Source organism: Endozoicomonas sp. ALB115 (genome assembly GCF_049310245.1).
In the GTDB taxonomy this organism is placed as follows: Bacteria; Pseudomonadota; Gammaproteobacteria; order Pseudomonadales; family Endozoicomonadaceae; genus Endozoicomonas.
Genome location: NZ_JBLYZG010000087.1, coordinates 1 through 16,279 on the forward strand (window position 1 = coordinate 1; position 16,279 = coordinate 16,279).

The window sequence follows — 16,279 nt, forward strand, 5'->3', positions numbered from 1 at the left end:
TTCCTGTGGTTTAAAGTTAGCTTTCTGTGTGTTCACGTGGCGCAACAGCGCGGCCACGGCCTCGTTAAACTCTGGTGTCCGCTCCTGCCCGTTGTCCACCAGTTTCGCCATGGCCCACAGCAGGTTGGCGATACCCTGTGGTTTAAAGTTATCTTTCTGTGCGTTCACATGTGGCAACAGCGCGGACACGGCCTCTTTAAGCTTTGGTGTCCTATTCTGCCCGTTGTCCAGCAGTTTCGCCATGGCCCACAGCAGGTTGGCGATTTCCTGTGGTTTAAAGTTAGCTTTCTCTGGGTTCACTTGTGGCAACAGCACGGCCACGGCCTCTTTGAGCAGCGGTGTCCGCTCCTGCCCGCTGTCCACCAGTTTCGCCGTGGCCCATAGCAGTTTGGCGATTTCCTGTGGTTTAAAGTGAGCTTTCTGTGCGTTCACGTCGGGCAATAGGATGGCCACGGCCTCATTGAGCCCCGGTGTCCGCTTCTGCCCGTTGCCCACCAGTTTCGCCATGGCCCACAGCAGGTTGGCGATATGCTGAGGAATAAATTGGTTTTTTTTTGCGTTCACGTGGGGCAACAGCGCGGCCACGGCCTCGATGAGTTCTGGTGTTTGCTCCTGCCCGTTGTCCACCAGTTTCACCATGGCCCACAGCAGGTTGACGATTTCCTGTGGGTTAAAGTTAGCTTTCTGTGCGTTCACGTGGGGCAACAGCGCGGCCACGGCCTCGTTGAGTTCTGGTGTCTGTTCCTGCCCGTTGTCCACCAGTTTTGCCATGGCCCACAGCAGGTTGGCGATATGCTGAGGAATAAATTGGTTTTTTTTTGCGTTCACGTGGGGCAACAGCGCGGCCACGGCCTCGTTGAGTTCTGGTGTCAACTCATGCCTGTTATCCACCAGTTTCGCCATGGCCCACAGCAGGTTGGTAATGCCCTGGGCATTAAATTGGTCTTTCTGTGCTTTCACGTGTGGCAACAGCGCGGCCACGGCCTCGTTGAGTTCTGATGTCTGTTCCTGCCCGTTGTCCACCAGTTTTGCCATGGCCCACAGCAGATTGGCGACATACTGAGGAATAAATTGGTTTTTTTTTGCGTTCACGTGTGGCAACAGTGCGGCCACAGACTCTTTGAGCCCTGGTGTCAACTCATGCCTGTTATCCACCAGTTTCGCCATGGCCCATAGCAGGTTGGCGATTTCCTGGGCATTAAATTGGTCTTTATGTGCGTTCACATGGGACAACAGCGCGGCCACGGCCTCGTTGAACTCTGGCGTCTGCTCCTGCCCGTTGTTCACCAGTTTCGCCATGGCCCACAGCAGGTTGGCGATTTCCTGTGGTTTAAAGTTCGCTTTCTGTGCGTTCACGAGGGGCAGCAGCACGGCCACGGCCCCTTTGAGCCATGGCGTCAGCTCCTGTCCGTTGTCCACCAGTTTCGCCATGGCCCACAGCAGGTTGGCGATATGCTGTGGAATAAATTGGTCTTTCTGTGCGTTCACCAGGGGTAACAACGATGCCACAGCCTCGTTGAGCTCTGGTGTCTGCTCCTGCCCGTTGTTCACCAGTTTCGCCATGGCCCACAGCAGGTTGGCTATTTCCTGTGGTTTAAAGTTAGCTTTCTGTGCGTTCACGTGGGTCAACAGCGCGGACAAGGCTTCTTTGAGTCCCAGTGTCCGCTCCTGCCCGTTGTCCACCAGTTTCGCCATGGCCCAAAGCAGGTTGGCAATATGCTGAGGAATAAATGGGTCTTGCTGTGCGTGCATGTGGGGCAACAGTGCGGCCACAGCCTCGTGGAGCCCTGGTTTTCGCTCCGGCCCGTTGTCCACCAGTTTTGCCATGGCCCACAGTAGGTTGGCGACACCCTGGGCACCAATATAGCTGGTTTCAGCTTTTTGGTTGCACTTGAATATTATTGCATCAAGTAGCGTTGACAATAAGGCAACTTGAGTATGCTTAACACGCTTATCAATTGGGTTATGGGGGGTAAAAACACCCGCTGAAGTAAATGAGTGCAGTGTTGTCGTCAGGCTTCGCCAATTCCAGCTCCGTGTTGCTGTGAAATTTTTCAGCAAACGCATCAGCTGGCTTTGTTCCGCTCGATTTAACGGTCTTTTAGCAGCTGATGTGTATTTTTTAATTGAACTGGCATATCGACCGTGATTTCTCCCATCATAGCGATGACCGAAACGACCCGATTTACTCACCAGATCATACATTACTTCTTGTTTAATGAGGGCATTGAAATCTTGAGCAGAGTTCACTGAGCGGAACATTAGATTTTGAGAAGAGCATGCGTCAGAAGAGTGGTAAAATTCGTTACGCTGCGGGGTAGTACGGAGGGGATTATCCCACTGTTCGACGGTGCCATGTCTATATTGCACACGCCTTGAAGAAGCGGCATGGTCATCCGGTCGGTTGTAATCATTATTTGATCTTGTGTATTGGCCACTGATACCAGCAGAGTTTCTATCCATTTATATTTCTTTAATTCATGAAAATATAAAAAGCAGACTGCTGTTTTGTTCAAAAGTTCATTTTGCTGAAATGGCTAACTGGATGTTGGTTTTCTTCCTCTTTGTCGGTTTACCGGTTTGCTCCTCTGAATGTTCTTTCACAGTCAAGTAACCGTGATCTGAGGGTTGCCTGGCTTTAATAGCAGTAACTTATGCCTCATCTGCCCACGTTCATTTAAGTGATACAGAGCCATGTCCCTGTGGCTGGCAGCCTATCCTGGTTTTTATTTGATCAATGTATGGTTTCATTAAATCCTGATTCAAGAACCTGTTAACCGGAATTTCAATGACCTCAAATCCTGCTTTTTGCAACAGTGCGATTTTAAGCAGTGTCGAACCATTCCTGGTATTGAAATCACCACCCACGTAATGAAAGGGCCCCTGAACTTCAATCACCATATTGTGATCTGGCAGTAGCAGGTCAACCGGAGGTAATGAATTCAGACTCTTTTCTTCTTCAATCCTCAAAGATGGAATGCATGATTGGAGTTGATTGCGGAAGTCGGATTGACGTTTTGAAACGATTGCATGGTAATGGGGGACGAACGGACACGGCCTCCCAAGCCAACTTGCGGCCATCGCAATGGTGTATTGATCCTCTTCATTGACCGGGGATGTATTTTCCAGGCGAATAAACAGGTCATCCATGTGCTTTTCCAGCACGTTACCTTTACTGGTATTGGGAACCAGAGATAACCTGGCACAGCATACCATTACTCCCCAAAGCGACATCAATATCGCTTGCTGAGAAAACTGAGGGTTGCCACTGATTCGGTCGACAAGCGATTTGAACGTGGAGGTGACCATGTTCAGCTCAATGAGTTCGCCAAGACTCGCCATGGCCCACAGCAGGTTGGCGATATCCTGGGCATTACATTGGTTTTTCTGTGCCTTCACGAGAGGCAACAGCGCCGTCAAGGCCTCATTGAACTCTGGTGTCTGCTCCTGCCCGTGGTCCACAAGTTTCGCCATGGCCCACAGCAGGTTGGCGATCTCCTGTGGTCTTAAGTTAGCTTTCTGTGCGTTCACGCGAGGCAACAGTGCGGCCACGGCCTCTTTGAGTCCTGGTGTCTGTTTGTGCACTTTGTCCGCCAGTTTCGCCATTGCCCACAGCAGGTTGGCGATATGCTGAGCAATAAATGGGTCTTTCTGTGCGTTCACGTGGGGCAACAGCGCAGTCACCGCCTCTTTGAACTCTGGTGTCCAGGTCTGTCCGTTGTCGACGAGTTTTGCCATGGCCCACAGCAGGTTGGTGATTTCCTGTGGGTTAAAATTAGCTTTCTGTGCGTTCACGTGGGGTAGCAGAGCGACTATAGCCTCGTTGAACTCTGGTGTCCGCTCTTGCCCGCTGCCTACCAGTTTCGCCATGGCCCAAAGCAGGTTGGCGATATGATGGAGATTAAAGTGGTCTTTCTGTGCGTTCACCCGGGGCAGCAGTGCGGCCACGGCCTCTTTAAGCCCTTGTGCCCGCTCCAGCCCGCTGCCCACCAGTTTCGCCATGGCCCACAGCAGGTTGGCGATTTCCTGTGGTTTAAAGTGAGCTTTCTGTGCGTTCACGTGGGGCAACAGCGCGGCCACGGCCTCTTTGAGCCCTGGTGTCTGATCCTGCCCGTTGCCCACCAGTTTCGCCATGGCCCACAGCAGGTTGGCGATTTCCTGTGGTTTAAAGTGAGCTTTCTGTGCGTTCACGTTGGGCAACAGCGCGGCCACGGCCTCGTTGAGTTCTGGTGTCAGCTCCTGGCCGTTGGCCACCAGTTTCGCAATGGCCCACAGCAGGTTGGCGATTTCCTGTGGTTTAAAGTGAGCTTTCTGTGCGTTCACGTGGGGCAACAGCGCGGCCACAGCCTCGTTGAGCTCTGGTGTCCGCTCCTGCCCGTTGTCCACCAGTTTCGCCATGGCCCACAGCAGGTTGGCGATTTCCTGTGGTTTAAAGTGAGCTTTCTGTGCGTTCACGTGAGGCAACAGCGCGGCCACAGCCTCGTTGAGCTCTGGTCTCTGCGCCTGCCCGTTGTTCGCCAGTTTTGCCATGGCCCACAGCAGGTTGGCGATTCCCCGGGCATCAATATCCCTGGCTTCAGGTTTTTGGTTGCAGTTAAATATTATTGCATCAAGTAGCCTTGACAATAAGGCAGCTTGTGTAAGCTTAACACGCTCATCCATGGGTTTATGAGGGGTAAAAACACCTGCCGAAGTGAATGAGTGAAGTGTTGTCGTCAGACTTCGCCAATTCCAGCTTTGCGTTGCGTTAAAATTTTTCAGGAAACATATCAGCTGGCTTTGTTCCGCTCGATTTAACGGTCTTTTAGCAGCTGACGTGTATTTTTTAATTGAACTGGCATATTGACCGTGATGTCTCCCATCATAGCGATGACCGATCCGAGCAGATTGATTCACCAGACCATCCATTATTTCCTGTTTGATGAGGTTATTAAAATCCTGAGCGCGGTTTACTGAACGGCGCTGTAGATTTTGAGAAGAGCATGTGGCGGAAGAATAGTAAAATTCATTACGTACCGGGGCTGTGCGGGGGGGATGACCCCACTGTCTGACTGTGGCATGTCTGTATCGCCCACGCCGTGAAGAAGCGGCGTGTTCATTCGGTCGGTTGTAATCATTACCTGATCTTGCGTATTGACCACTGATACCAGCAGAGCTTCTATCCATAATTATATTTCATTAATTCATGAAAATATAAAAAGCAGACTGCGGTTCTGCTCAGAAGTTCATTTTGCTGAAGTATCTATAAACATAAACGGTTGGGAAAACACCTCTACTCCTGATGCCATTAGTCCGTTATTTGCAAATCATCCGGGGCGAGATGTATGGGCAACAGGTGTTCAACGCTGGCATTCCTTCCCGGAATGTGAAAGAGGTTCTTGAGTCATGATGTGAGGAAGGCAATTACTGGCTGTTTGTTTTCTTCCTCTTTGTGGGTTTACCGGGTTGCTCCCCTGAATGTTCTTCGGCAGTTAAGTAACCGGGATCTGAGGGTTGCCTGCCTTTATCAGGTGTAACGTATGCCTCATCTGCCCACCTTCTTTTAAGTGATAGAGAGCCATGACGTTGTGGTGGGATGCCTACCCTGGCCTTTATTTGATCAATACATCGTTTCATTGAATCCCGGTTCCAAAGCATGTTAATCGGGATTTCAATGACCTCAAATCCTGATTTTTGCAGCAATGCGATTTTAAGCAGAGTAGAACCATTCCTGGTTTTGAAATCACCACCCACATAATGAGACGGTCCCTGAACTTCAATCACCATGTTATGATCTGGCAGAAGCAGGTCAACCGGCGGTAGTGAGTTCAGATTCTTTTCTTCTTCAATCTTCAACGATGGAATGCGTGATTGGAGTTGATCGCGGAAGTCGGATTGAGGTTTTGAAATGGTTGTCTGGTAATGGGGGACGACTGGACTCGCTCTTCCAAGCCAACTTGCGGCCATGGCAATGATGGATTGTTCTTCTTCATTGTTTGGGGAGGTATTTTCCAGGCGAGTAAACAGGTCATCCATGTGCTTTTCAAGCACGTTATTTTTATTGGCATTGGAGACCAGAGACAACCTGGCACAGCAAACCATTACTCCCCAGAGAGACATCAAAATCACTTGCTGAGAGAGCTGAGGGTTTTCACTGATTCGGTAGACAAGCGATTTGAACGTAGAGGTAACCACATTCAGCTCAACGAACTCACCCAGTTTTGCCATGGCCCACAGCAGGTTGGCGATATGCTGAGGAATAAATTGGTCTTTCTGTGCGTTCATGTGGGGCAAAAGTGCGGCCGCGGTCTCGTTGAGTACTGGTGTCTGCTCCTGCCCGCTGTCCAACAGTTTCGCCATGGCCCAAAGCAGATTGGCGATTTCCTGTGGATTAAAGTTAGCTTTCTGTGCGTTCATGTGGGGCAAAAGTGCGGCCGCGGTCTCGTTGAGTACTGGTGTCTGCTCCTGTCCGCTGTCCACCAGTTTCGCCATGGCCCACAGCAGGTTGGTGATTTCCTGTGGTTTAAAGTTAGCTTTCTGTGCGTTCACGTGGAGCAACAGCCTGGCCACGGCCTCTTTGAGCCCTGATGTCTGCTCTTGCCCGTTGTCCATCCGTTATCTTCAAAACATCCGGGGCGAAATTCAGGGGCAACAGGTCTTCAACGCTGGTAGAACTTTACTTGAATGTGAAAACGGTTCCTGGGGCGAAGGGAGGGGATTACTGGCTGTTTTTTCTCTTCCTCTTTGCTGGTTTGCCGGTTTGTTCTTTTAAATGTTCTTGGGCAGTTAAGTAGACGTGATCTGAGGGTTGCCTGTCATCAGCAGTAACGTATGAATCATCTGCCCACCTTCTTTTAAGTGATACAGAGCCATGCCCTTGTGGCGGGAAGCCTAGCCTGGTCTTTATTTGATCAATGTATGGTTTCATTAAATCCTGACTCAAGAGCATGTTAACCGGAATTTCAATGACCTCAAATCCTGCTTTTTGCAACAGTGCGATTTTAAGCAGAGTCGAACCATTCCTGGTTTTGAAATCACCACCCACGAAATGTGACGGTCCCTGAATTTCAATCACCATGTTGTGATCTGGCAGTAGCAGGTCAACCGGAGGCAATGAGTTCAGACTCTTTTCTTCTTCAATCCTCAAAGATGGAATGCATGATTGGAGTTGATCGCGGAAGTCGACCTGGGTTTTTGAAATGTTTGTCTGGTAATGGAGGACGACTGGACACGTTCTGCCAAGCCAAATGGCGGCCAGGGCAATAATGGATTGTTCCTCTTCATTGTCTGGGAATGTATTTTCCAGGCGAGTAAACAGGTCATCCATGTGCTTTTCAAGCACGTTAATGTTATTGGTATTGGAGAACAGAGACAATCTGGCATAGCATACCATTATTCCCCAGAGAGACATCAATATGGCTTTCTGAGAGAGCTGAGGGTTTTCACTGATTCGGTAGACCAGCGACTCGAACGTGGATGTAACCACGTTCAACTCAACGAGCTCACCCAGTTTCGCCATGGCCCACAGCAAGTTGGCGATGTGCTGAGGAATAAATTGGTCTTTGTTTGCGTTCACGTGGGGCAACAGCGCGGCCACGGCATCGTTGAACCCTGGTGACCACTTCTGCCCGTTTTCCACCAGTTTCGCCATGGCCCACAACAGGTTGGCAATTTCCTGAGGTTTAAAGTTAGCTTTCTGTGCGTTCACGAGGAGCAACAGTGCGGCCACGGCCTCTTTGAGTTCTGGTGTCTGCTCCTGCCCGTTGTCCACCAGTTTCGCCATGGCCCACAGCAGGTTGGCAATTTCCTGAGGTTTAAAGTTAGCTTTCTCTGGGTTCACTTGTGGCAACAGCACGGCCACGGCCTCTTTGAGTTCTGGTGTCTGCTCCTGCCCGTTGTCCACCAGTTTCGCCGTGGCCCACAGCAGGTTGGCGATACCCTGTGGTGTAAAGTTAGCTTTCTGTGCGTTCACGTGGGGCAACAGGGCGGCCACGGCCTCGTTGAGTTCTGGTGTTTGCTCCTGCCCGTTGTCCACCAGTTTCGCCATGGCCCACAGCAGGTTGGCGTTACCCTGTGGTGTAAAGTTAGCTTTCTGTGCGCTCACGTGGGGCAACAGTGCGGCCACAGCCTCTTTGAGCCCTGGTGTCAACTCATGCCTGTTATCCACCAGTTTCGCCATGGCCCACAGCAGATTGGCAATTTCCTGTGGTTTAAAGTTGGTTTTCTGTGCGTTCACGGGGGGCAACAGCACGGCCATGGCCTCTTTAAGTTCTGGTGTCTGCTCCTGCCCGTTGTCCACCAGTTTCGCCATGGCCCACATCAGATTGGCGATTTCCTGTGGATTAAAGTTAGCTTTCTGTGCGTTCACGAGGAGCAACAGTGCGGCCACCGCCTCTTTGAGTTCTGGTGTCTGCTCGTACCCGTTGTCCACCAGTTTTGCCATGGCCCACAGCAGGTTGGCGATACCCTGGGCATTAAGCTGGTCTTTCTGTGCGTTCACGTGGGGCAACAGCGCGGCCACGGCCTCTTTGAGTTCTGGTGTCTGCTCCTGCCCGTTGTCCACCAGTTTCGCCATGGCCCACAGCAGGTTGGCAATTTCCTGAGGTTTAAAGTTAGCTTTCTGTGCGTTCACGAGGAGCAACAGTGCGGCCACGGCCTCTTTGAGTTCTGGTGTCTGCTCCTGCCCGTTGTCCACCAGTTTCGCCATGGCCCACAGCAGGTTGGCAATTTCCTGAGGTTTAAAGTTAGCTTTCTGTGCGTTCACGAGGAGCAACAGTGCGGCCACGGCCTCTTTGAGTTCTGGTGTCTGCTCCTGCCCGTTGTCTACCAGTTTCGCTATGGCCCATAGCAGGTTGGCGATACCCTGTGGTGTAAAGTTAGCTTTCTCTGGGTTCACTTGTGGCAACAGCACGGCCACGGCCTCTTTGACCTGCGGTGTCCGCTCCTGCCCGTTGTCCACCAGTTTCGCCGTGGCCCATAGCAGGTTGGCGATTTCCTGTGGATTAAAGTTAGCTTTCTGTGCGTTCACGTGGGGCAACAGTGCGGCCACAGACTCTTTGAGCCCGGGTGTCAACTCATGCCTGTTATCCACCAGTTTCGCCATGGCCCACAGCAGATTGGCAATTTCCTGTGGTTTAAAGTTGGTTTTCTGTGCGTTCACGAGGAGCAACAGTGCGGCCACGGCCTCTTTGAGTTCTGGTGTCTGCTCCTGCCCTTTGTCCACCAGTTTCGCCATGGCCCACAGCAGGTTGGCGATATGCTGAGGAATAAATGGGTCTTTTTGTGCGTTCACGAGGGGCAACAGCGCGACCAAAGCCTTGTTGAGTTCTGGTGTCTGCTCCTGTCCGTTGTCCGCCAGTTTCGCCATGGCCCACAGCAGGTTGGCGACACCCTGGGTATCAATATCCCTGGCTTGAGGTTTTTGGTTGCACTTGAATATTATTGCATCAAGTAGCGTTGACAGTAAGGCAACTTGAGTATGCTTAACACGCTCCTCCATGGGGTTATGAGGGGTAAAAACACCTGCTGAAGTCAATGAATGAAGTGTTGTCGTCAGGCTTCGCCAATTCCAGCTCCGTGTTACGGAAAAATTTTGCAGTAAACGTATCAGCTGGCTTTGTTCGGCTCGATTTAATGGTCTTTTAGACGTTGACGTGTATTTTTTAATTGAACTGGCATATTGACCATGATTTCTCCCATCATAGCGATGACCGAAACGATTCGATTTACTCACCAGGTCATCCATTATTTCCTGTTTGGTGAGAGCATTAAAATCTTGAGCAGGGTTTACAGAACGGCGCAGTAGATATTGAGAAGAGTATGCGGTAGAAGAATGGTAAAATTCATTACGCTCCGGAGCTGTGCGGGGGGGATGACCCCATTGCCTGACTGTGGCATGTCTATATCGCCCACGCCTTGAGGAGGCGGCATGGTCATCCGGTCGGTTGTAATCATTATTTGATCTTGTGTATTGACCACTGATACCAGCAGAGTTTCTATCCATAACTATATTTCATTAATTCATGGGAATATAAAAAGCAGACTGCTTTTCTGTTCAGAAGTTCATTTTGCTGGAATGTTGATAAATGTAATCAGTGGGAGGAACTCATCTGCTCCTGATGTCACCCATCCGTTATCTTCAAAGCATCCGGGGCGAAATTCAGGGGCAACAGGTCTTCAACGCTGGTAGAACTTTACTTGAATGTGAAAACGGTTCCTATTTGATCAATGTATGGTTTCATTAAATTCTGATTCAAAAGCTTGTTAACCGGAATTTCAATGACCTCAAATCCTGCTTTTTGCAACAGTGCGATTTTCAGCAGAGTTGAACCATTCCTGGTTTTGAAATCACCACCCACGTAATGAAAGGGCCCCTGAACTTCAATCACCATGTTGTGATCTGGCAGTAGCAGGTCAACCGGAGGCAATGAGTTCAGACTCTTTTCTTCTTCAATCTGCAAAGAGGGAAAGCATGATTGGAGTTGATCGCGAAAGTCGCCCTGGGTTTTTGAAATGTTTGTCGGGTAATGGGGGACGAATGGACACGCTCTCCCAAGCCAACTTGCGGCCATGGCAATGATGCGTTGATCCTCTTCATTGTCTGAGGATGTATTTTCCAGACGAGTAAACAGGTCATCCATGTGCTTTTCAAGCCAGTTATTGTTATTGGAGTCCAAAGACAATCTGGCACAGCAAACCATCACTCCCCAGAGAGACATCAATATGTCTTGCTGTGAGAGCTGAGGGTTTTCACTGATTTGGTAAACAAGCGATTCGAACATAGAGGTCACCAGGTTCAGCTCAACGAACTCACCCAGTTTCGCCGTGGCCCACAGAAGGTTGGCAATACCCTGTGCACTAAACTGGCCTTTCTGTGTGTTCACGAGGAGCAGTAGCGCGGCCACGGCCTCTTCGAGTTCTGGAGTCCACTCATGCCCGTTGCCCACCAGTTTCGCCATGGCCCACAGCAGGTTGGCGATATGCTGGGCATTAAACAGGTCTTTCTGTACGTTCACGTGTTGCAGCAGCGCAGACACGGCCTTGTTAAACTCTGGTGTCCGCTCTTGCCCGCTATCCACCAGTTTCGCCATGGCCCACAGCAGGTTGGCGATACCCTGGGCATCAAATTGGTCCTTCTGTGCGTTCACGTGGGGCAACAGCGCGGCCACGGCCTTGTTGAGCCCTGGTGTCTGCTCTTGTCCGTTGTCCACCAGTTTCGCCATGGCCCACAGCAGGTTGGCGATTTCCTTTGGTTTAAAGTTAGCTTTCTCTGGGTTCTTCACTTGTGGCAACAGCACGGCCACGGCCTTTTTGAGCTGCGGTGTCCGTTCCTGCCCGTTGTCCACCAGTTTCGCCGTGGCCCATAGCAGGATGGCGATTTCCTGTGGTTTAAAGTTAGCTTTCTGTGCGTTCACGAAGGGCAACAGCGTGGCCACGGCCTCTTTGAGCTGTGGTGTTCGCTCCAGCCTCTTATCAACCAGTTTCGCCATGGCCCAGAGCAGGTTGGCGATTTCCTGTGGTTTAAAGTTAGCTTTATGTGCGTTCACATCGGCCAATAACCTGGCCACGGCCTCATTGAGTTCTGGCGTCTGTTCCTGCCCGTTGTCCACCAGTTTCGCCATGGCCCAGAGCAGGTTGGCAATATGCTGAGGAATAAATTGGTCTTTCTGTACGTTCACGTGGGATAAAAGCGCGGCCACAGTCTCTTTGAGCCCTGGTGTTTGCTCCTGCCCGTTGTCTACCAGTTTCGCCATAGCCCATAGCAGGTTGGCGATACCCTGTGGTGTAAAGTTTGCTTTCTGTGCGCTCACGTGGGGCAACAGCGCAGCCACCGCCTCGTTGAACTCCGGTGTTCGCTTTTGCCTGTTGTCCACCAGTTTCGCCATGGCCCACAGCAGGTTGGTGATACCCTGTGGTGTAAAGTTTGCTTTCTGTGCGCTCACGTGGGGCAACAGTGCGGCCTCGGCACCGTTGAGCTCCGGTGTTTGCTCCTGCCCGTTGTCCACCAGTTTCGCCATGGCCCACAGCAGGTTGGTGATTTCCTGTGGGGTAAAGTTAGCTTTCTGTGCGTTCACGTGGGGCAGCAGCGCGGCCACGGCCTCGTTGAGTTCTGGTGTCTGTTCCTGCCCGTTCTCCAGCAGTTTTGCCATGGCCCACAGCAGATTGGCGATATGCTGAGGAGTAAATTGGTTTTTTCTTGCGTTCACGTGGGGCAATAGTGCGGCCACAGCCTCTTTGAGCCCTGGTGTCAACTCATGCCTGTTATCCACCAGCTTCGCCAGGGCCCAAAGCAGGTTGGTAATGCCCTGGGCATTAAATTGGTCTTTCTGTGCTTTCACGTGGGGCAACAGTGCGGCCACGGCCTCTTTGAGCCCTGGCGTCCACTCCTGTCCGTTATCCACCAGTTTCGCCATGGCCCACAGCAGGTTGGCAATGCCCTGGGCTTTAAATTGGTCTTTCTGTGCGTTTACGAGGGGCAACAGCGCGGCCATGGTCTCTTTGAGTTCTGGTGTTTGCTCCTGCCCGTTGTCCACCAGTTTCGCCATGGCCCACAGCAAGTTGGCAATTTCCTGTGGTTTAAAGTTAGCTTTTTGTGCGTTCACGTCTGGCAATAGCCTGGCCACGGCCTCATTGAGCCCTGGTGTCCGCTTCTGCCTGTTGTCCACCAGTTTTGCCATGGCCCAGAGCAGGTTGGCGATACCCTGAGCATTGAATAGGTCTTTCTGTGTGTTCACATGGGACAAAAGTACAGCCATAGCCTCGCTGAACTCTTGTGTTCGCTTCTGCCCGCTGTCCACCAGTTTCGCCATAGCCCACAGCAGGTTGGCGATTCCCCGGGCATCAATATACCTGGCTTGAGGTTTTTGGTTGCAGTTAAATATTATTGCATCCAGTAGCGTTGACAATAAGTTAGCTTGAGTAAGCTTTACATGCTCATCCATGGGGTTATGAGGGGTAAAAACACCTGCTGAAGTAAACGAGTGCAGTGTTGTCGTCAGGCTTCGCCAATTCCAGCTCCGCGTTGCTGTGAAATTTGGCAGCAAACGCATCAGCTGGCTTTGTTCCGCTCGATTTAACGGTCTTTTAGCAGCTGACGTGTATTTTTTAATTGAACTGGCATATCGACCGTGATGCCTCCCATCATAGCAATGACCGAAACGATAAGATTTACTTACCAGATCATCCATTATTTCCTGCTTGATGAGCGTATTAAAATCTTTAGCAAGGTTTACTGAACGGCGCTGTAGATGTTGAGAAGGGCATGCGTCAGAAGAACGGTAAAATTTATTACGCCCCGGGGTAGTGCGTGGGGTATTATCCCACTGTCTGACTGTGCCATGTCTATATTGCACACGCCTTGAAGAAGCGGCATGGTCATTCGGTTGGTTGTAATCATTATCTGATCTTGCATATTGACCACTGGCACCAGCAGAACTTCTATCCATAATTACATTTCATTAATTCATGAAAATATAAAAAGCAGACTGCTGTTTTGTTCAAAAGTTCATTTTGCTGAAATGTCTATAAATAGCTAACCATATGAAATCACATATTTCTGACTCCTTGTTCAGGCACTCCCGGCAACTGCTCCTGCGTTTCTCTAGCTCCTGCATCCATGCAGTCGTGCTTCGTTACAACTCCGGTCACATAGCTACGGCTATGCTCCCTCCGTTGTGCCTCGCATAGCACCTGCCCAAGTAGCCAGAAATATGTGATTCCATATGGCCAGCTACTTAGACGTAAACGGTTGAGGAAACACATCTACTCCTGATGCCATCAATCCGTTATTTGCAAATCATCCGGGGCGAGATGTATGGGCAACAGGTGTTCAACACTGGCATTCCTTCCCGGTATGGGAAAAAGGTTCTTGCGTCATGATACTAGGAGGCTGAACGAGAATAGACTGCCCTACTGCGGTGGCAGCAAATTGGTCTAAAAAGTCGGAAATTTTTAGCAAATAGAACCACTATTCACTAAAAATTTCCGACTTTTTATCCTCAATTTTCTGCCATCCTCGCTACGGGCGCTATTCTCGGTCAGCCTCCTAGGAAGGCAATTACTGGTTGTTTGTTTTCTTCCTCTTTGCTGGTTTGCCGGTTTGCTCCTCTGAATGTTCTTCGGCAGTCAAGTAACCGTGATCTGAGGGTTGCCCGCCTTTATCAGCCGTAACGTATGCTTCATCTGCCCACCTTCTTTTAAGTGATACAGAGCCATGCTCCTGTGGCGGGATGCCTGTCCTGGTCTTTATTTGATCAATGTATGGTTTCATTAAATCCTGATTCCAAAGCATGGTAACCGGAATTTCAATGACCTCAAATCCTGCTTTTTGCAACAGTGCGATTTTCAGCAGAGTCGAACCATTCCTGGTGTTGAAATCACCACCCACGTAATGAAACGGTCCCTGAACTTCAATCACCATGTTGTGATCTGGCAGTAGCAGGTCAACCGGAGGCAGTGAGTTCAGACTCTTTTCTTCTTCAATCCTCAAAGATGGAATAGAAGATTTGAGTTGATCACGGAAGTCGACCTGGGTGTTTGAAATATTTGTGTGGTAATGGGGGACGACCGGACACGCTCTGCCAAGCCAACTGGCGGCCTGGGCAATGGTGCGTTGACCCTCTTCATTGTGCAGGAATGTATTTTCCAGACGGTTAAACAGGTCATCCATGTGCTTTTCAAGCATGTGATTTTTATTGGCAGTGGAGACCAGAGACAGCCTGGCACAGCAGACCATTATTCCCCAGAGAGACATCAATATGGCTTTCTGAGAGAGCTGAGGGTTTTCACTGATTCGGTAGACCAGCGACTCGAACGTGGATGTAACCACGTTCAACTCAACGAGCTCACCCAGTTTCGCCATGGCCCACAGCAGGTTGGCAATAGCCTGGGCATTAAATTGGCCTTTCTGTGCGTTCACGAGGGGCAACAGCGTGGCCAGGGCCTCTTTGAGCTCTGGTGTCTGCTCCTGCCCGTGGTCCAACAGTTTCGCCATGGCCCACAGCAGGTTGGCAATACCCTGTGGTTTAAAGTTAGCTTTCTGTGCGTTCACGTGGGGCAACAGCGCGGCCACGGCATCGTTGAGCCCTGGTGACCACTTCTGTCCGTTGTCCACCAGTTTCGCCATGGCCCACAGCAGGTTGGCGGTTTCCTGTGGTTTAAAGTTGGCTTTCTGTGCGTTTACATGGGGCAACAGCGTGGCCACGGCCTCTGTGAGTGGTGTCCTCTCCTGCCCGTTGTTCACCAGTTTCGCCATGGCCCACAGCAGGTTGGCAATATGTTGAGGATTAAATTGGTCTTTCTGTGCGTTCACATGGGGCAACAGTGCGGCCACGGTCTCGTTGAGTTCTGGTGTCTGCTCGTGCCCGTTGTCCACCAGTTTCGCCATGGTCCACAGCAGGTTGGCGATACCCTGGGCATCAAATTGGTCCTTCTGTGCGTTCACATGGGGCAACAGCGCAGCCACGGCTTCTTTGAGCTCTGGTGTCGGCTCCTGCCCGTTGTCCACCAGTTTTGCCATGGCCCACAGCAGGTTGGCGATTTCCTGTGGGTTAAAATTAGCTTTCTGTGCGTTCACGTGGGCTAGCAGAGCGACCACAGCCCCGTTGAACTCCGGTGTCCGCTCCTGCCCGCTGCCGACCAGTTTCGCCATGGCCCACAGCAGGTTGCTAATATGCTGAGGAATAAATGAGTCTTTCTGCACGTTCACGAGGGGCAACAGCGCGGCCACGGCCTCTTTGAGCCCTGGTGTCCGGTGCTGCCTGTTGTCCACCAGTTTCGCTATGGCCCAAAGCAGGTTGGCGATACCCTGGGCATCAAATTGGTCTTTCTGTGCGTTCACGTGGGGCAATAGCACGGCCAAGGCCTCTTCGAGCCCTGATGTCGGCTCCTGTCCGTTGTCCAGCAGTTTCGCCATGGCCCACAGCAGGTTGGCGATATGCTGAGGAGTAAATTGGTTTTTCTGTGCGTTCACGAGGGGCAACAGCACGGCCACGGCCCCGTTGAGCCCTGGTGTTCGCTCCTGCCCGTTGTCCACCAGTTTCGCCATGGCCCATAACAGGTTGGTGATTCCCTGGGCATTAAGTTGGTCTTTCTGTTCGTGCACGAGGGGCAACAACGCGGCCACGGCCAGGTTGAGTTCTGGTGTACGCTCCTGGCCGTTGCCCACCAGTTTCGCCATGGCCCACAGCAGGTTGGCGATATGCTGAGGTATAAATTGGTTTTTCTGTGCGTTCACGAGGGGCAACAGCACGGCCACGGCCCCGTTGAGCCCTGGTGTTCGCTCCTGCCCGTTGTCCACCAG

The 16,279-nt window shown here is 51.2% G+C and carries 6 protein-coding genes; all 6 read right to left on the reverse strand.

What is annotated here, in order from left to right; genetic code table 11:
• On the reverse strand, positions 1-2,463 hold a 2,463-nt coding region (locus tag ACO6VE_RS22390; protein ID WP_422463532.1), incomplete at its 3' end, for a DUF1601 domain-containing protein.
• Between the two features lie 210 nt (positions 2,464-2,673).
• Positions 2,674-5,166, reverse strand: a complete 2,493-nt coding sequence (locus ACO6VE_RS22395; protein WP_422450771.1) for a DUF1601 domain-containing protein — start codon at positions 5,164-5,166, stop codon at positions 2,674-2,676.
• Between the two features lie 237 nt (positions 5,167-5,403).
• Complete coding sequence (locus ACO6VE_RS22400; protein ID WP_422463534.1) at positions 5,404-6,591, reverse strand: RAP domain-containing protein; 1,188 nt, start codon at positions 6,589-6,591, stop codon at positions 5,404-5,406.
• Positions 6,592-6,697: 106 nt separating this feature from the next.
• Complete coding sequence (locus ACO6VE_RS22405; protein ID WP_422463536.1) at positions 6,698-9,982, reverse strand: DUF1601 domain-containing protein; 3,285 nt, start codon at positions 9,980-9,982, stop codon at positions 6,698-6,700.
• 190 nt (positions 9,983-10,172) lie between these two features.
• Complete coding sequence (locus ACO6VE_RS22410) at positions 10,173-13,424, reverse strand: DUF1601 domain-containing protein (RefSeq protein WP_422450776.1); 3,252 nt, start codon at positions 13,422-13,424, stop codon at positions 10,173-10,175.
• 611 nt (positions 13,425-14,035) lie between these two features.
• The coding region (locus ACO6VE_RS22415; RefSeq protein ID WP_422463538.1) for a DUF1601 domain-containing protein at positions 14,036-16,279 on the reverse strand (2,244 nt) is incomplete at its 5' end.

What these genes read in the sequence shown, in the direction of transcription:
- ACO6VE_RS22395 (WP_422450771.1), bottom strand. Translation starts at nt 5,166, where the DNA reads ATGGATAGAAGCTCTGCTGGTATCAGTGGTCAATACGCAAGATCAGGT.
- ACO6VE_RS22400 (WP_422463534.1), bottom strand. Translation starts at nt 6,591, where the DNA reads ATGGACAACGGGCAAGAGCAGACATCAGGGCTCAAAGAGGCCGTGGCC.
- ACO6VE_RS22405 (WP_422463536.1), bottom strand. Translation starts at nt 9,982, where the DNA reads ATGGATAGAAACTCTGCTGGTATCAGTGGTCAATACACAAGATCAAAT.
- ACO6VE_RS22410 (WP_422450776.1), bottom strand. Translation starts at nt 13,424, where the DNA reads ATGGATAGAAGTTCTGCTGGTGCCAGTGGTCAATATGCAAGATCAGAT.